The following is a 17,488-nucleotide window of genomic DNA, read 5'->3' as shown; positions in this document are numbered from 1 at the left end:
TTCGATGGCCGAAAGCCGGTGCCTAAGGCACCGGCTTTCGACGAATCACCGGGTAAGGGCTGCGACACCGTGTCGCGGCACTGTACCGGTGACATGATAACAAGCCGGACGCCTCGGTTTAAGTGGCATTGGCCAGCAACATTTCACGGATCTTGCCGATCGCCCGCGTCGGGTTGAGCCCCTTAGGACACACCGCGACACAGTTCATGATGCCGCGGCAGCGGAACACGCTGAACGGGTCTTCCAGTTCAGCGAGGCGCTCGCGAGTCGCCTCGTCGCGTGAATCGGCCAGGAACCGATAGGCCTGCAAGAGCCCGGCCGGTCCGACGAACTTCTCCGGATTCCACCAGAATGATGGGCAAGAGGTGGAACAGCAAGCACAAAGAATGCACTCGTAGAGGCCGTCGAGCTTGTCACGATCCTCCGGTGACTGCAGACGCTCGATGGCCGGCGCCGGGGTGTCATTCTGCAGATACGGCTGGATACGCTCGTACTGTTTGTAGAACAGCCCCATGTCGACCACCAGATCGCGAATGACCGGCAGCCCCGGCAAGGGGCGCAGCGTCAGCTTGCCCTTCTTGACCACCTCAGAAAGCGGCGTGATGCAGGCAAGGCCGTTCTTGCCGTTCATGTTCATACCATCGGAGCCGCAGACCCCTTCGCGGCAGCTGCGCCGGAAGGCCAGGCTGCTGTCCCGTTCCTTAGCCATGTGCAGAACGTCCAGCACCATGATGTCGCGGCCCTGGGTGTCGATCTGGAACTCTTCCATGTACGGAGCGGTGTCGGTTTCCGGATTATAGCGGTACAGTGATACCTGAAGCATGGACATCGTCACTCCCCCTTAGTAAGTACGAACTTTCGGCTCGAACATGTCGACAGACTTGGGCGCGAAATTAACATCTCGCTGCCCCAGACGCTTCTCAAGCGGGAAGTACATGGAGTGCTTCAGCCAGTTGGCATCATCGCGATCCGGATAATCGTAACGCGAGTGGGCACCACGACTTTCCTTGCGGTCCAGTGCCGCAATGGCAGTGGCCTCGGCCACTTCCATCAGGTTGTCCAGTTCGAGCGCCTCGACCCGTGCGGTATTGAAGGCATTGGACTTGTCCGGCAGGTAGGCATTGGCGATACGCTCGCGCAATTCAGCAAGTTGCTGAACCCCCTTCTGCATGTTTTCTTCCTCACGGAAGACACCGAAATCGCTCTGCATGATCTCCTGCAGCGCCCGCTTGAGCTCGGGTACGCTCTCGCCGTCCGAGGACTCATTCCAGCGGTTGATGCGTTGCATGGCAGCATCGATGTCATCCTGGCTGGCCTCGAGGTAGTCGACACCCTCATTGAGCGCACTTTCGATGAACATACCGGCAGCGCGCCCGAAGACCACCAAGTCGAGCAGCGAATTGCCGCCCAGACGATTGGCGCCGTGGACCGAGACGCAGGCCGCCTCGCCGACGGCGAACAGGCCGTTGACGATCCGATCGTTGCCCTGCTCGTCCTGCATGATCGCCTGGCCGTGCACGTTGGTCGGCACGCCGCCCATCATGTAGTGGCAGGTCGGAACCACCGGGATCGGCTCCTTGACCGGGTCGGCGTGGGCGAAGGTCTTGGACAGCTCGACGATGCCCGGGAGGCGCTTGCTGAGCACTTCCTCGCCCAGGTGATCCAGCTTGAGGTAGACATGATCGCCCTTCTCGCCGCAGCCGCGGCCCTCGAGGATCTCCATGACCATGGAGCGGGCGACCACGTCGCGGCCGGCCAGGTCCTTGGCGTTGGGCGCGTAACGCTCCATGAAGCGCTCGCCGTCCTTGTTGATCAGGTAGCCACCCTCGCCTCGGCAGCCCTCGGTGACCAGGGTCCCCGCGCCGTAGATGCCGGTCGGGTGGAACTGCCACATCTCCATGTCCTGCATCGGGAAGCCGGCGCGCAGCGCCATGCCGATGCCGTCCCCGGTGTTGATCAGGGCGTTGGTGGTGGAGGCATAGATGCGGCCGGAGCCGCCGGTGGCAAGCACGGTGGCCTTGGACTTGATATGCACCACTTCGCCGGACTCGATGTCCATAGCAATGCAGCCCACCACGTCACCGTTGGCGTTCTTGACCAGGTCGATGGCGTACCACTCGTTGAGGAAGGTGGTATTGTTCTTCAAGTTGTTTTGGTAGAGCGTGTGCAACAGGGCGTGGCCAGTGCGGTCCGCCGCGGCGCAGGTCCGGGCCGCCTGGCCGCCCTCGCCGAAGTTCTTGGACTGGCCGCCGAACGGACGCTGGTAGATGCGGCCGTTGTCGAAGCGGGAAAACGGCAGGCCCATGTGCTCGAGCTCGAAGACTGCCTTGGGGCCCTCGGAGCACATGTACTCGGCGGCTTCCTGGTCGGTGATATAGTCGCCGCCCTTGACGGTGTCGTACATGTGCCAGCGCCAGTCGTCATCCGGGTCGGAAGATGCGATAGCGCAGGTGATGCCGCCCTGGGCAGACACCGTATGCGAGCGCGTCGGAAACACCTTGGTCAGCACGGCGGTCTTTTTGCCCGACTTGGCAAGCTCCAGGGCGGCACGCATGCCGGAACCGCCGCCGCCGATGATGATGGCGTCAAATGTCAAACTACGCATGTTGGACATGAATCAGGCTCCCCACAGAACTTGGATGCCCCAGACCAGGAACACAAAGATGGCTAGGATGATGATGAACTGGGTGGCGACACGGATACCGGTCGGCTTCAGGTAGTCAGTGGTCACGGTCCACAGGCCTACCCAGGCATGCGCAGCCAGCGAGACGAAGGCCAGCAGGGAGAAGATGCGCATCCAGGTCTGGGCGAACAGCCCGCTCCAGGTGGCGTAATCCAGCCCTGGGTTCAGCAGCAGATAGCCGACAAGAAACAGAGAATAGAGCGCCAGCACGATGGCCGAGGCCCGCTGCAGAAGCCAGTCGGAAAGCCCGCTGCGTCCGAGATTCGTGATATTGGTTACCATACCCAGACTCCCGCCAGAATGATCAGGACAGCGCTGGCCACAACAGTGATCTGCGCCTTTTTGATACCGCCCTCGAGCGTCACGCCGATATCGACATCCATCAAGAGATGCTTAATGCCGGCGACGAAGTGATACGCCAGGGCCGACAGCAGTCCCCAGGCAATCAGCTTGGCCAGGAAGTTGCCTGCCAGTGCATCCTTCACGGCAGCAAAGCCTTCTGGTGACGAAAGCGATGCATCCAAGGCCCAGAAGCCGAAAATCAATCCAATGAAAAGAATGACGCCGGTGATGCGGTGCACGATGGACGTCAAGGCGGGGAGTGGGAACTGTATAGTGGACAGGTCCAGGTTTACGGGTCGTTTGCTATTCACGGCTCTATACACACTCTCTTGGCCCGCCACTGGGCATTCGGGCGTGCCCTTGAAGCAGGCGGTGGTTTCGGGAAGGGGCAATCAAGACCGACGCGGTCACAATCGCCGTTTCCTGCCAGTCGCAGTTACAGATTATAAGGTGATGCTCCACCCCTGACAAATCGGCCGGGCACCGTAAGGGATGCTGACACTGCATTGCGAAAAAATTCATTACCCCCGCCATGACAGGGCCTGTGCCTGCCTCTGTCGCTGCAGCCCCCGCCATGTATGGTGCGAAGCACAATTTCATGTACAAGAACCGTACATTTCCAGCGTTTTTGTCAAACACGGCACTCCAATGGACCAATTGACAATCACGAGGACGCTTCTATAGTGGGCAAACCTTTTGGCTGACAAGCTCGGCAACATAGCGGCTTGCTGGCTCGATCAAGAACACGCAGAGGAGGCCTCCATGGCTGATAGGAAAGCAACTTTGACGGTAGAGGGTCTGGACAAGCCGATCGAGCTGCCGATCCATTCCGGCACTTGCGGCCCGGACGTGGTCGATGTGCGCGGCCTGGGTGCGGAAGGCCTCTTCACCTACGACCCCGGGTTCATGGCGACCTCCTCCTGTTCGTCCGCCATCACCTACATCGATGGTGGCCAGGGCATGCTGCTGCATCGCGGCTATCCCATCGGCCAGCTGGCTGAACACTCGGATTTCGTCGAACTCAGCTACCTGTTGATGTTCGGTGAGCTGCCCAGCGATGCCGAGTACGCCGACTTTGCCAACCGCATCACCTCACACACCATGGTGCATGAGCAGATCGCCAACTTCTTCAAGGGCTTTCGCCGCGATGCCCACCCGATGTCGATCCTGTGTGGCGTGGTCGGTGGCCTGGCCGCCTTCTATCATGATCATCTCGACATCACCAAACAGGAGGACCGCGAGGTCAGCGCTATCCGCCTGATTGCCAAGATGCCCACCATCGCGGCCATGTCCTACAAGTACAACATCGGGCAACCCTTCAACTATCCTCGCAACAACCTGAACTACGCAGAGAACTTCCTGTACATGATGTTCAGCAACCCCTGTGAGGACTATGAGATCAATCCGGTCTACGCCAAGGCCATGGACCGCATCTTCATGTTGCATGCCGACCACGAGCAGAACGCCTCAACCTCGACGGTTCGTCTGGCGGGCTCCACCGGCGCCAACCCGTTTGCCTGCATCAGTGCCGGTATCGCGGCCCTCTGGGGACCGGCTCACGGAGGGGCCAACGAAGCTGTGCTCAACATGCTCGACGAAATCGGCGATGAGAGCGAAGACAACATCCAGCGCTACATCGATCGCGCCAAGGACAAGGATGACCCCTTCAAGCTGATGGGCTTCGGCCACCGTGTCTATCGCAACTTCGACCCGCGCGCCAAGGTCATGAAGGAAACCTGTGACGAGGTCCTGGAGCAGCTCGGGCGCTCCGACGACCCCCAGCTGCGCATCGCCAAGCGACTTGAACAGATCGCCCTGGAAGATGAATACTTCATCGAACGCAAGCTGTACCCGAACGTCGACTTCTATTCGGGCATCATCCTCAAAGCCATGGGGATTCCGAAGAACATGTTCACGGTCATCTTTGCCGTGTCGCGAACCATCGGCTGGATTTCTCACTGGCATGAAATGATCAGCGACAGTTACAAGATCGGCCGCCCGCGCCAGCTCTACGTGGGACACGACAAGCGGGACTACCCCGGCAACTGAGTGTCGCCAGACTGACACCGCGCACCTTGACAAGGCCACCTTCCACGGTGGCCTTTTTTGTTTATTTCCCGCCAACACCCTTACAGGCAACGCCAGGAGGCATACAGTGACCCAATCCTGCCAACGCATCGCTTTTATCGGGCTCGGTGTCATGGGCTTCCCCATGGCGGGCCACCTGGCCCGCGCCGGCCACGACCTCCAGGTCTACAATCGCACACCAGCCAAGGCCGATGCCTGGGTAGCGGCATACGGCGGCAGCCAGCAGCCAACACCTCGAGAAGCCGCCGAAAACGCCGATCTGGTGCTGCTTTGCGTGGGCAATGACGATGATGTCAGAGCTGTCACCACCGGAACCGATGGCGCCTTGCACGGCATGTCAGCCGGCAGCCTGCTGATCGACCATACCACGGCGTCTGCCAGCCTCGCCGAGAGCCTCGATGAGGCCTGTAGAGAGCGCGAAATCGGCTTTCTCGATGCGCCAGTATCCGGCGGCCAGCAAGGCGCCGAGAAAGGCGCCCTGACGGTAATGTGCGGCGGTACCGAAAGCGACTTTCAGCGCGCCCGGCCGGTGCTGGCAAACTATGGCCGTGCCGTGACCCTGATGGGCCCGGCCAGTAGCGGTCAGTTGACCAAGATGGTCAATCAGATCTGCATCGCCGGACTGGTCCAGGGCCTGTCCGAGGGACTGCATTTTGCTGAACAGGCCGGGCTGGATCAGGCCCGCGTCGTCGAGGTCATCGCCCAGGGGGCGGCCGGCTCTTGGCAGATGGAGAACCGCCACCGGACCATGATTGCGGGTGACTACGACCACGGTTTTGCCATCGACTGGATGCGCAAGGACCTGGGAATCTGTCTCGATCAGGCTCGCCAGCTACAGGCAAAATTGCCGGTCACCGCTCTGGTCGATCAATTCTATGCCGACCTGCAGACCATGGGGGGTGGACGCTGGGATACCTCTGCCCTACTGCGTCGCCTTCAGTCTTTCAAAAACCAGTGAGCCAGGGGGCTGGTGCGCCTGAAACAGGGGTTTGCCCTGGTCTCCAGGCAAGCCCGGCAAGGCCTCCGCCCCCTTTTCCACACATTCTGTGGATAAACCTGTTTAAAACCTTTCCAAAACGTCCCTGAATCGCCATGAGCTGCGGCTCACGCTCAGATTGGTCAATTTTTAACCCGATATAAACCATTGATTCGTAAAGTTTTTCTTAAAAACCCCGGCATCATGCGGGATCACGCGATGTCAATGGCGGGATACAAGACACGGAACAGAAGAAGTGGACAAGTCAAGCCAAAAAAGTGCTTTTCAAGCCTTGAAAACGCTCTCGAAGCATGGTCGGGAAACTTCTATCCACAAGTGAGGAACATGCCGAATCGGCCTCCCCGACAAGGGCAGGCTTGGCTAAGCGTGGATACATTGGGGAGGTAATAAAGTGGCGTCCCATAGGGGGTTCGAACCCCTGTTACCGCCGTGAAAGGGCGGTGTCCTGGACCACTAGACGAATGGGACGCACCGGCTTCGAATCGAGATGATGGTGGAGCCTAGCGGGCTCGAACCGCTGACCTCAACACTGCCAGTGTTGCGCTCTCCCAGCTGAGCTAAGGCCCCATATCTCGTGAAGACGAAGCATATACTACTGACCAAGGTGGGATTCGTCAACAGACTTTAAGTAGAAAGAGGAAAGAAGAAAGCTCGACACCCCTTCCCTCTTCGCAGCGCGGCTCGCCGCTCTTCCTTCTCAAAGCGGCGCAGCCGCATATTACAGCTCTCTGTACTCCTTCTCGAAGCGCTTTGTCTGTTTCTTGGACACGCCGCCCAGCACGCTAATGGCGTGGCGCAGTCGGGCTCGGGTGACATCCGAGCCGAGGATCGCCATGGCGTCCATCACGGAGGTACTCGTGGAAGAGCCGGTGATGGCGATGAAAACCGGTGCCAGGAACTCCTTCATCTTCAGTTCGAAATGGCTGGAGAGAGCCTTGACCTCGGCCAGCAGGGCTTCCTTGTTCCAGGCAGGCAGTGTTTCGCACCGCCAGGACAGAAACTGCAGCAGCTTGACGAGCGTCTCGCGTTCCAGCTTCACCCCGGCAAAGCTCGTTTCGTCCACATTGACCGTTCCGGCGAAGAAGTGCCCGGCCAGCGGCATGACCTCCGACAGTGTCTCCACCCGGGGGCGAACCTGGGGCAGAATCTGGCGCGCATAGGCTTCGTTGAAGGCCCACTCTTTCAGGGCCTCGAGCAAGGCATCGTCATCCAGGTCCTCGCGGATATACAGGCCATTCAGCCAGGACAGTTTTTCCAGATCGAAAACCGGCCCGCCAAGCGACACACGCTGAATATCGAAATGTGCCATCATCTCGTCCAGGGTGAACTTCTCGCGCTCGTCGGGCATCGACCAGCCCATGCGCCCCAGGTAGTTCGCCACGGCCTGCGGGAGATAACCCATGCGCCGATAATAGTTGATCGACGTCGGATTCTTGCGCTTTGACAGCTTCGACTTGTCGGGATTGCGCAGCAGGGGCATGTGACAGATGGTCGGCATCGGCCAGCCGAAGTATTCATAGAGCAGCTGGTGCTTGGGCGCGGAATTGATCCACTCCTCGCCCCGCAATACATGGGTGATACCCATCAGGTGGTCATCCACCACATTGGCCAGATGATAGGTGGGCATGCCATCCGACTTCAGCAGAACCTGGGCGTCCACCTGGGCCCAGTCGACCTCGATGGAGCCGCGCAGCATATCCTTGACCACACAAGTACCCTGGGTGGGCACCGTCATGCGCACCACATGGGGCCAGCCTTCCTGCTCGCGGCGTGCCACTTCATCGGCAGGCAGCGCCAGGTCATCGGGTTTCAGAGCCAGATGCTGCCCCGCCGCCTTGCGTTCTTCACGCAGCTGATCCAGCTCTTCACTGGTGCGATAGCACTTGAACGCATGGCCCGACTCCACCAGCTGCCGGGCATACTCGACATAGATATCACCGCGCTCACTCTGTCGATAAGGGCCATGAGGGCCCCCAACATCCGGTCCTTCGTCCCACTCGAGCCCCAGCCAACGCAGCGAATCGAGAATCATCTGCTCGGATTCGGCGGTGGACCGCTGACGATCCGTGTCCTCGATGCGAAGAATGAACTGGCCTCCGTGCTGCCGAGCGAAGCACAGATTGAACAGGGCAATATAGGCCGTGCCCACATGGGGATCTCCGGTGGGAGACGGCGCAATACGAGTACGTACGGTCATGTCATCCTGGGTCCGATCAATGAAAAAAGAAGCCCGCTCACCGGGCAGTCACCGGCATTATACGCACCTCACCTGCTACCGGCAGCCTGTCCCGGATAATCCCCGACAACAGGCAGGCGGATGTCAGGGCAGGAATTTCACCCCTGAGGGCTCGATGCGCACCTGCCAGGCGGCTTCCACGATCTGCCCCAGCCCATGTTCGGACTCGACGACCCATTCCCCGGTCAGGTGCTGCCCCTTGTCTCCCAGGCGCGACCGGACCGCTGCCGGCTGCACGCTGGCCGGCGGCATGACCACACGTATCCGGTAGTCTCCTTCGGGCAGGCCACTGCCTGGACCGAAGGGGCCGGCCGATACGGCACCGTCCGCGACCTCCTGGCTGTCACGCCAGCTGACGCCGCTGGCACTGCGGTCGGCCATTATCCGCAGCCGAGTCCCCTCGGGCAGATTGGTCGCCACCTCGATGACCAGGCGGCTGGTCTCATCGAGGTGCACCGAGACATCGAACTCCACCGGCTGAGCCAAAGCGTTCGCCTCTTCGGCACTGGCCTCCTTCGCTTCGGTATCCGGCTGCGCCACTCCGCCCAGACGATCATCGTCTAGCTGATCATCACTGCCACAGCCCGCCACCAACAGCACGACGCTCAGCACGACTGGCTGCCATCTCTTCATGCGTGCCCCCAGCACCGAGGATGAGCCTTCAGCGTATCATTCCGCCACGCACCTGCCGACACACTTCAACCAATATCCCGCGGCCTGATGCCGATGCAGCACCACCGACTCTCGCAAGCCCGCCCCGGAGTGATAGAATAACGACCATATCTCACGCTTCCTGTAGCCGAATCGCATGACCAGCACCCTCGACCGAACCTTCTCCGTGGCACCCATGATGGACTGGACGACCCGCGACTACCGCGCATTCGCCCGGACCCTGACGAGGCGGGCCCTGCTGTACACAGAGATGGTGACCACGGGCGCCATCCTGTATGGCTCGCCCCGCGAACGCTTCCTGGGCCATGACCCGGTCGAGCATCCGCTGGCGCTGCAGCTCGGTGGCAGCGACGCCGGAGCGCTGGCCGAGTGCGCGGCCATCGCCGAACACTGGGGGTACGACGAGGTCAACCTCAATGTCGGTTGTCCCAGCGACCGGGTGCAGAACAACCTCATCGGCGCCTGCCTGATGGCGCACCCGGACAAGGTGGCCGCGGCGGTCAAGGCCATGCAGGCTCAGGTCTCGATTCCGGTCACCGTGAAGTGTCGGATCGGTATCGATGACCAGGACGAGGATGCCGACCTGGCACGGTTCGTGGAACAGGTCGCGGAAGCCGGCTGCGAGACCTTCATCGTGCATGCCCGCAAGGCCTGGCTGGAAGGCCTGTCGCCCAAGGAAAACCGCGATGTGCCCCCGCTCAACTATCCGCGGGTGCATCGCCTGAAAGCCCAGTATCCGGGGCTTCACATCGGCATCAATGGCGGTATCAAGGGCCTGGAGGAATGTCGCGCACAGCTGGACCGGGTCGACAGCGTCATGATCGGCCGCGAAGCCTATCAGAACCCCTGGCTGCTGTCGTCGGTGGACTCGCGGCTGTATAACGCCGAGGACCCCGCCACCAGCCGCCATGCGGCGGCGCGCGCCCTGCGCCCCTACATCGCCGAGCGACTCGCGGAAGGGGCCCGGCTCAATCACCTGACACGCCACCTGCTGGGGCTGTTCCAGGGATGTCCCGGCGGACGCCGCTTTCGCCGCCACCTCTCGGAGAACGCCCACCGGGAGGGGGCCGGCCTTGCAGTGCTGGATGACGCACTCGGCCTGGTGGCCGAGGATCAGCCCGCCATGGCGGGCTGACTCACCGGGTTAGTAGAGCGAGTCGGGAGGTGGCTCGAGGCTGGACTGAAAGGTTTCGATGGCACTCTCCGCCTCGTCGATCTCGTCGAATCGGGCAATGTGAAACAGCGCCTCGCCTTCATTGACCAGCGGCAAACGGCCCATGCCGATCACGATGCCATCCGCCATGGAGCGCACTTCACCCTCGGCATTGCCAAAGGCATCGGCGACACGCCCCAGCTGCTGACCTCTGGCCACGCGCGCGCCAAGCCGCACCTGGGGCCGCAGGATGCCGTCGATTGGCGCCCTCGCCCAGCTCGAGCCATTGGCGATTTCCGCCGCCGGCGGCTCGCGACGCCGTTTGCTTCCGCTGAGCATGCCCAGTCGCCGCATGACCCTGAGCACACCACGTACCCCGGGCGTAATGGCCCACTCATCGAAGCGCAGAGCCTCACCAGCCTCGTAGGTCAGGACCGGCGTGCCACGGTTCTGCGCATAGTGGCGAAGACTGCCCTCGCGGAGTTCGGCATTCAGGATGACCGGCGCCCCGAAGGCATTGGCCATGCGTTCGGTCTCCTCGCTGGTCGCCAACTGGGCCCGTATCTGCGGCAGATTGGTGCGGTGAATCGCTCCGGTGTGCAAGTCGATGATGTGCGTCGCCTGATCGACAATCTGCTCGCGAAACAGCGCCGCCACACGCCCCCCCAGCGACCCCGACTCACTGCCAGGGAAGCAGCGATTCAGGTCACGTCGGTCAGGCAGGTAGCGAGTGTGCTGCACGAAGCCGAAGACGTTGACGATTGGCACGGCGATCAAGGTGCCCTTCAAGCGCGACAACTGCCGGGAGCCCAGCAGACGCCTGACGATCTCGACGCCGTTGATTTCATCGCCGTGTATGCCACCGCAGACCAGCATGACAGGCCCTGGTTTCCGGCCATGCACCACCTCGACCGGGATGTACAAAGGGGCATGGGTGTATAACTTGGCGACCGGCACATCAATCTGCTGACGGCTTCCGGGGGAGACACTCACATCGGCCAGTTCAAAGGGGGCACGCGCCATGGTCTTTCCCTGTTGATGAAACAATCCAGAGGGCAGTTATACACGGCGCGACGTCGGAAGACGAGCGACATGCACCAACGCATGTAAAACACCCACCCCTCGGGTAGAATGGCGAAAGGCACCACCACAAAGTTGAGTTCCTCTATGGCAAGACGTACCAAGGCAGAAGCCGAGGCCACCCGCGTGGCGTTGCTGGATGCCGCCGAGGCCGTCTTCTTCGAGAAAGGCGTTGCCTGCACTTCACTGGAACAGATTGCTCGTCACGCCGGCCTGACCCGCGGTGCGGTCTACTGGCACTTCCGCAACAAGAGCGACCTGTTCCGGGCGGTGCTGGACAGGGTCAGGATGCCCTTCGAGGAACTAGTGGCCGAGTCGGCGGCCCCCGATGCATCACCGCTCGATGCCATACGCTTGGGGTGTCAGCGAGGCTTTCATCAACTCGAGCAACCCCAGCATCGGCGCGTGCATGCCACGCTGCTGCATCGCTGTGAGTTTTCCAATGACATCGACCCGCAGGCCATACAGGCCGAGATGGCCGAGGAGTGCCTGGGCGCCCTGCAGAGATATTTTGATGAGGCGCGTGACCAGCAACTGTTGCGCGAGGATCTCGATCCGCTGGTAGCCACGCAGTTGCTCCAGACAACCCTGAGTGGGCTCTACCATGACTGGCTGCGTGACACCGAGGCATTTTCCCTGCAGGAGCGCGGTAACCAGCTGGTCGACACGCAACTGCGGCTGTTCAGTCGCGGCACCCCCTCAAGCTGAGGTCGACGAACCGTTGCGGCCCGGGGGTTCGCTATCGGGGCGTCCCTCACGCCCGGCGAGACGCAGCTTCACAAGCCGTGTGCGGGCATCCAGGTAATCCTGCTCGAGCACCGAGCGATAGGCGTCGGCATTGCCCAGATACTTGACCAGCACTCGCCGCTCGCCCCTGGCCGGCTGATTGCCCGCCTTGCCTTGCAACACCACCTGACGGTCCTCGTCATCCTCCAGCACGGCCGTCGCATCCCCGTCCCCGGTGACGTCCACCACACGAACTGTCTCGCCTAGCAGGCAGCGACGCGAGAGGGTCGGGTGGCGGTGTAACCAGGCATGCAGGCGCCGACACAGGGCGCTGGCGAGCGGCGAGGCCAGGGCAAACGCCGCCCATAGCACGGCGAACCCGGCCGGCACGCGGAAGAATCCCAGCGAGAGCCGGCTCAACACCAACCATTCGATGGCCAGCGTGATCAGCCCGGCGAAGATGGTCAGTACGCTGAGTGCCATGGAGACAGGGACACCGGCAAAGCCCAGCCCGACCATGGTGCTAGCCAGATGGTCCTGCTTGAGACTGTCGTGCTCGAACAGCTCGGTCGGCGTCAGACGTAGCATCACCAACAGCCAGTACAACGCAAGCAAGCCCAGCAGCAGCGTGAAGACAATCAGCGGAAAGCTTGATGCCTGTTCAATCAGGGTGTTCATGGCGCGTCCTCCTGGGGTCGTGTGGCCCGGGTTCTGGGTCGCGTTCTCGGACAGACATTGCGGTGTTCCGACATCGGCCCGAGGCACTGCCCGATTACTTAGCCAGCAAAACTTTCTCTAGATTCAGGATAGACCATGCAGTGCCGTGATCACCCCCCTCTTTCGTTCTAGACGCCAGTCACTGCGCGTCGCCGCCCCTCAATAAAAAACGGGCACCGCCCCCGAGGGGGCGATGCCCGTTCGCCACAGATCCGGGAAATATCAGATCAGCGTGCGTCCTGCTGCACCGCTGTCTCGCTATTCCCGGTACCCGCCTTGCCGGTCTTGCGCTTGAGCCAGTTGGTGACGGCCGCGATCATGGCGTAGAAGCTCGGCACAAAGAGACTGCCGAGGATGGCCACCGAGGCCATGCCCACCGCCACCGTAGTGCCGATGTGGTGGCTGCTGGTGGCACTGGCGCCGGTCGCTAGAGCCAGCGGCAGAGTACCGAAGATGAACGCCAGTGATGTCATGACGATCGGGCGGAAGCGAAGCTCGGCCGCGGTGATCGCTGCCTCGCGAATCGACTTGCCCTGCTCACGCCGCTGCAACTCGGCAAATTCGACGATCAGGATGGCATTCTTAGCCGCCAGACCGACAACCACCAGCATGCCGATCTGCACATAGACACTGGTATCGAGTCCGCGCAAGACGATGCCGCCGATCCCACCCAGGAAGGCAAAAGGAGTGGCCGTCAGGACCGCCAGTGGCAATGACCAGCTCTCGTACTGGGCCGCCAGAATCAGAAAGACCATCAGTAGCCCGAAGACAATAGCCAGAGTCGCCGCGCTGCCAGCCTGACTTTCTTGGTAGGCCGTGCCGGTCCAGCCCATGCCCCAGCCATCGCCCAGGACGTCCTGAACAAGCTGTTCCATGGCCTGAATCGCCTGCCCGGAACTGAAGCCAGGCGCCGGCTGGCCCTGGAACTGAGCTCCAGGATAGACACCGAAACGCGTCACCACCGAAGGCGCGGTTTGACGCTCGATAGTGGCGAACTCGGAAATCGGAATCCGCTGGCCATCGCCTCCCCGAACATAGATGCTATTGATGGCATCAGGTGTTTTGCGGAAGGCATCCTGATTCTGTAGGTAGACCTGGAAGTTGCGGCCCTGGTAGCTGAAGTAATTGACGAATCCATTACCCAGGGTGGTGCCCAGGGTCGAGTTCAGAGCCTCCATGGAAACGCCATAGCTCAGCGCCTTCTGGCGATTGAGCTCGACCTCGTAGGACGGCACATTGGCGCTGTAGGTCGTGAACACCTGATTCAGCGCCGGGTGCTCTGCCGCCGCCCCCATGAGCTTCATGGATGCCTGAGACATTTCCTCCGCGGAGGCGCCTTCGTAGGACTCCAGGTAGCCGGTAAACCCGCCGGTAGTGGACAAGCCGATAATCGGCGGCATGTTGAACGCCCTGGCTGAGCCACCGGGGGTTTGCGCACCGAGCTGCATGACCCTGCCGACCAGCTCCTCCACATCCATCTCGCGCTCGCTCCATGGCTCCATGTTGATGAAGATGATGCCGCGGGCCGTGTTCACCGTGCTGGTCAGCATGTCGTAGCCCGCCACCGCTGTGGAGTACTTGACGGCATCCAGCTCCTCGATGGCCGCGCTCAACTCCTGCATGTAGGCCTCGGTACGTTCCAGAGAGGCCGCATCCGGCAGCTGCACCGCCGCAAGGGCAATCCCCTGATCCGTGGAGGGCACCAGAGAAGAGGGAGTGCTCTGGTACATCCACCAGGAGCCCGCCCCGACCAAGACCGTCAACAGCAGGGCCAGGCCCCAGAAGCGCACCAGCAGCTTGACGCCCCACATGTAAACCGCGGTGATGCCGGCAAAGAGACGGTCGAAGAGGCGCAGGGGCGTGCGCACGGCCCGCCCGAAGGCGGTCTCCCTGCGGTGCAGGTCATGCTTGATGAAGATGGCAGACAGAGCGGGCGTGAAGGTCAGCGCCATCAGCGCCGAGAAGGCCACCGAGACAGCGACGGTCAGGGCAAACTGCTGATAGATCTGGCCACTGAAACCGCCCAGGAAGGCCACCGGCACAAAGACCGCCGCCATGATCAGGGAGGTGGCAATCACCGGGCCGCCGACCTCCTTCATGGCCCGCACCGTGGCCTGCAGGACGGTGATATCCTCCTCCTCGCCGAGTACCCGTTCGACGTTCTCCACCACCAGGATGGCATCATCGACCACGATACCAATCGATAACACCATGGCGAACAGCGTCAGCAGGTTGATGGAGAACCCGAACATGTAGAAGCCGGCGAAGGTCGCCAGTACCGAGACCGGCACCACCGACATGGCAATCACCGTGAAGCGCCAGTTCTGCAGGAAAATGAACAGAATGACGGCGACGATCAGGAAGGCTTCTATGAAGGTGTGATAGACCGTTTCCACCGAGGCACTGATGAACTGGGTGGTATCGTAGGGAGTGACATACTCGAGCCCCGGCGGGAACCGCTCGGACATGTCATCCATGACCGCCTCAACCGCGCGGGCGGTTTCCAGCGCATTGGCCCCGGGCTGCTGATTGATCATGATGGGGGTCATGGTGCCGCCATTCAGCTTGGCGTCGACCCCATAGGACGATGCGCCCAGCTCGACACGCGCGACATCCGCCAGACGCAGAGAGGAGCCATCCGAATTGGTCCGCAGCAGAATGTCGCGAAAGTCGTCCGGGCTGGTCAGTCGGCCACCGGCGGTCACCGTATAGGTATAGGCGCGCGGGTCTTCCTGCGGCATGGCGGCCAGACTCCCCGCCGGCACTTCGGTGTTCTGTGCCCGAATCTTCTGCGACACCTCGGCAGGCGTCAGGTCGTATTCCGCCAGCTTGTCCGGATCCATCCAGATCCGCATGGCGAAATCGCCGCCACCCAGTACCTCGGCGGAGCCCACGCCAGACACCTGACGCAATTCGTCGAGGATATTGAGCGTGGCGTAGTTCTGCATGTAGATCTTGCCGTAGTCGCCATCTGGCGAGATCAACGACACCAGCATGAGAATCGAGCTGGAACTCAGCTCGACCTTCACGCCCTGGCTCTGCACCGCCTCGGGCAGCTGAGAAAGAGCGCCTTGCACCCGGTTATTGACGTTGATGGTGTTGATATCGCCATCCGAGCCGATGGCGAAGGAGACATTCAACGACATGGCGCCCTGACTGGAGCTGGTCGAGGTCATGTAGAGCATGTCCTCGACCCCGTTGATGGCCTCGGCCAGCGGCGCCGCCACCGTCTGAGAGACGGTCTCGGCATCGGCGCCCGGATAGCTGGCCTGAACCGACACCGTGGGCGGTACCACACTCGGATACTGCTCGATGGGCAGCACCCGCATGCTCATCAGGCCGACAATGGTCAGGATAATGGCCAGGACAGTGGCAAAGATCGGACGCTTGATGAAGAAGCTGGAGAAACTCATTGCCCACCCTCTTCAGCCGGCGCAGACCCCTGTTCTCCGGATCTCGCCTGGCCCTCGCCAGAGGTGGCGTCAGCTTGAGCCGACTGTCCTTGAGCACCAGCCCGTGACGACTCCGGCTCTTCCATCAGGGCCTCAGCATCGCCATCGAAAGGCTGAGGGTCGATGGACGTGCCGGGCTGCAGGCCGGCCGGGTCACCCACCACCACTCGATCACCCGGCTCGATGCCATCGCGCAGGATTTGCCAGGGTCCGGCGAGCTCGCCCAGCTGAACGGTACGCGACCGCGCCACATTGTCGTCGTCGAGCACGAACACCTGGGGGCCCATGAGGCCCTGGGTCACGGCGATTTCCGGCACCGCCAGAACATCGAAGCGTTTGACCCCCTCCAGGCTGACCCGGGCAAACTGCCCCGGCAGGGCGGTACCGTCAGGGTTGGCGAAGCTGGCCTCAGCCTGAACGGTCCCCGTGTCCTCGCCGACGCGGGTACCGAGAAAGCTCAGGCGACCCTTCAGTGTCTGCTCCGATGTCCCGGTCGGCAGCGACAGCGAAGCCCCAATATCCTTCAGGGACTGGTCGGAGACTTGTTGACGCAGGGCATGGGCATCCGCCTGAGGCATCTGGAAGCGCACTTCCAGCGGGTCCAGCGGAGTAATGGTCGCCAACTCGGTACCGGGACTGACCAGGTTGCCCAGATTGATCTGACTGAGGCCGATCTGGCCACTCACCGGCGCGGTCACATCGGCGTAGTTCAGGTCGAGCTGAGCACTGCTCAGGGCGGCCTCGGCCTGTGCCACACTGGCGCGCGCCACGTTACGGTCAGCCAACGCCTGGTCGTACTGTTGACGGCTCACCGAATTCTGGCTGAGCAACTGCTCATAACGTCGGGCATCGCTCTGGGCGCGAGCCAATTCGGCTCGGGCGCTTTCCAGGTCGGCCCGACGCTGTGCCACCGTGGCCTGGTAAAGGTCCGGCTCGATGGCGTAAAGGCTTTCCCCTTTTTCGACCATCTCGCCGGGCTCGAACCGACGCTCCTCGAGAAAGCCGGTGACCCGGGCCACCAGCGTGACCTCTTCACCACTTCGCAATTTGGAAGGGTAGGATTTATCCAGCGGGAGATCCTGCCGCGCCATCTGCTGGACCGGCATGGGCCTGGGGGGTGCCTCGGCGGCGGCGTTCTGCTGAGATGACTGAGCCGTCTCCTCCCCCTGACCGCAGGCTACCAGCAACAGGCCCGAAGCGAGCCCCAGGAGTCCCGCTCGCGCCCTGTGAATCATCGTTTTCATGCCTAGCTATCCCGTTTAGCCATTCGAAAGTCGACGCCAACTATACACTGGCGAAGGCAAAATATACATTCGTGTTTGTATGTAAAAGCGACCACCTG

General features: G+C 61.6%; 14 protein-coding genes and 2 tRNA genes. 4 read left to right on the top strand and 12 right to left on the bottom strand.

Annotation, left to right across the window (positions count from 1 at the left end):
• Nucleotides 1–118 precede the first annotated feature (118 nt).
• Genes QWY74_RS02120 through sdhC form a run of 4 tightly spaced genes read right to left on the bottom strand, consistent with a single transcriptional unit; the run spans nt 119 to nt 3,336 of the window.
• Nucleotides 119–829, bottom strand: a complete 711-nt coding sequence (locus tag QWY74_RS02120) for a succinate dehydrogenase iron-sulfur subunit (protein ID WP_264823737.1) — start codon at nt 827–829, stop codon at nt 119–121.
• A 12-nt stretch (nt 830–841) separates the two neighbouring features.
• The gene (sdhA, locus tag QWY74_RS02115; RefSeq protein WP_264823738.1) at nt 842–2,614 is read right to left on the bottom strand and encodes a succinate dehydrogenase flavoprotein subunit; all 1,773 of its coding nucleotides are present in this window, start codon (nt 2,612–2,614) and stop codon (nt 842–844) included.
• 3 nt (nt 2,615–2,617) lie between these two features.
• Nucleotides 2,618–2,965 (bottom strand): succinate dehydrogenase, hydrophobic membrane anchor protein, encoded by a 348-nt coding sequence (sdhD, locus tag QWY74_RS02110; RefSeq protein ID WP_264823739.1) that lies wholly within the window; start codon nt 2,963–2,965, stop codon nt 2,618–2,620.
• Nucleotides 2,959–3,336, bottom strand: coding sequence for a succinate dehydrogenase, cytochrome b556 subunit (gene sdhC / locus QWY74_RS02105; RefSeq protein WP_264823740.1), 378 nt, complete (start codon nt 3,334–3,336; stop codon nt 2,959–2,961). The genes sdhD and sdhC overlap by 7 nt, the downstream gene beginning before the upstream one ends.
• A 451-nt stretch (nt 3,337–3,787) precedes the next feature.
• Between sdhC and gltA the strand changes: the two genes are divergently transcribed.
• Nucleotides 3,788–5,074 carry a citrate synthase gene (gene gltA / locus QWY74_RS02100; protein ID WP_264823741.1) on the top strand — a complete coding sequence of 429 codons (1,287 nt, stop codon included), beginning with the start codon at nt 3,788–3,790 and terminating at the stop codon, nt 5,072–5,074.
• 106 nt (nt 5,075–5,180) lie between these two features.
• Complete coding sequence (locus QWY74_RS02095; protein ID WP_264823742.1) at nt 5,181–6,071, top strand: NAD(P)-dependent oxidoreductase; 891 nt, start codon at nt 5,181–5,183, stop codon at nt 6,069–6,071.
• Between the two features lie 431 nt (nt 6,072–6,502).
• On the opposite strand, the gene QWY74_RS02090 is transcribed toward QWY74_RS02095, so the two are convergent.
• The 4 genes from QWY74_RS02090 to QWY74_RS02075 all read right to left on the bottom strand — a co-directional run bounded on the left by QWY74_RS02090 (nt 6,503) and on the right by QWY74_RS02075 (nt 8,979).
• Nucleotides 6,503–6,578, bottom strand: a tRNA-Glu gene (locus QWY74_RS02090).
• A 23-nt stretch (nt 6,579–6,601) separates the two neighbouring features.
• A tRNA-Ala gene (locus QWY74_RS02085) sits at nt 6,602–6,677 on the bottom strand.
• 151 nt (nt 6,678–6,828) lie between these two features.
• The gene (gene gltX, locus QWY74_RS02080) at nt 6,829–8,307 is read right to left on the bottom strand and encodes a glutamate--tRNA ligase (protein ID WP_290313669.1); all 1,479 of its coding nucleotides are present in this window, start codon (nt 8,305–8,307) and stop codon (nt 6,829–6,831) included.
• A gap of 123 nt (nt 8,308–8,430) precedes the next feature.
• Nucleotides 8,431–8,979 (bottom strand): hypothetical protein, encoded by a 549-nt coding sequence (locus QWY74_RS02075; RefSeq protein ID WP_264823744.1) that lies wholly within the window; start codon nt 8,977–8,979, stop codon nt 8,431–8,433.
• Nucleotides 8,980–9,154: 175 nt separating this feature from the next.
• Here QWY74_RS02075 and dusA point away from each other — a divergent pair, with 175 nt between their 5' ends.
• Complete coding sequence (gene dusA, locus QWY74_RS02070) at nt 9,155–10,153, top strand: tRNA dihydrouridine(20/20a) synthase DusA (RefSeq protein ID WP_264823745.1); 999 nt, start codon at nt 9,155–9,157, stop codon at nt 10,151–10,153.
• A gap of 9 nt (nt 10,154–10,162) precedes the next feature.
• Here dusA and QWY74_RS02065 read toward each other — a convergent pair whose 3' ends face one another.
• A complete protein-coding gene (locus tag QWY74_RS02065; RefSeq protein ID WP_264823746.1) occupies nt 10,163–11,194 on the bottom strand; it encodes a succinylglutamate desuccinylase/aspartoacylase family protein in 1,032 nt (343 codons plus the stop codon).
• 144 nt (nt 11,195–11,338) lie between these two features.
• Here QWY74_RS02065 and QWY74_RS02060 point away from each other — a divergent pair, with 144 nt between their 5' ends.
• Nucleotides 11,339–11,959 (top strand): TetR family transcriptional regulator, encoded by a 621-nt coding sequence (locus tag QWY74_RS02060; protein ID WP_264823747.1) that lies wholly within the window; start codon nt 11,339–11,341, stop codon nt 11,957–11,959.
• Here the strand turns inward: QWY74_RS02060 and QWY74_RS02055 are convergent.
• The 3 genes from QWY74_RS02055 to QWY74_RS02045 form a co-directional block, all read right to left on the bottom strand.
• A complete protein-coding gene (locus QWY74_RS02055; protein ID WP_264823748.1) occupies nt 11,951–12,655 on the bottom strand; it encodes a hypothetical protein in 705 nt (234 codons plus the stop codon). The two genes, QWY74_RS02060 and QWY74_RS02055, sit on opposite strands and share 9 nt — an antisense overlap.
• A gap of 266 nt (nt 12,656–12,921) precedes the next feature.
• Entirely contained in the window at nt 12,922–16,107 is a 3,186-nt protein-coding gene (locus QWY74_RS02050) for an efflux RND transporter permease subunit (RefSeq protein WP_290313668.1), read from the bottom strand.
• Nucleotides 16,104–17,390, bottom strand: coding sequence for an efflux RND transporter periplasmic adaptor subunit (locus QWY74_RS02045; protein WP_264823750.1), 1,287 nt, complete (start codon nt 17,388–17,390; stop codon nt 16,104–16,106). The genes QWY74_RS02050 and QWY74_RS02045 overlap by 4 nt, the downstream gene beginning before the upstream one ends.
• Nucleotides 17,391–17,488: the final 98 nt, after the last annotated feature.

The sequence above is a fragment of the Halomonas almeriensis genome, from assembly GCF_030409235.1.
GTDB lineage: Bacteria > Pseudomonadota > Gammaproteobacteria > Pseudomonadales > Halomonadaceae > Halomonas > Halomonas almeriensis.
This window is presented reverse-complemented; position numbering and strand designations above follow the sequence as displayed.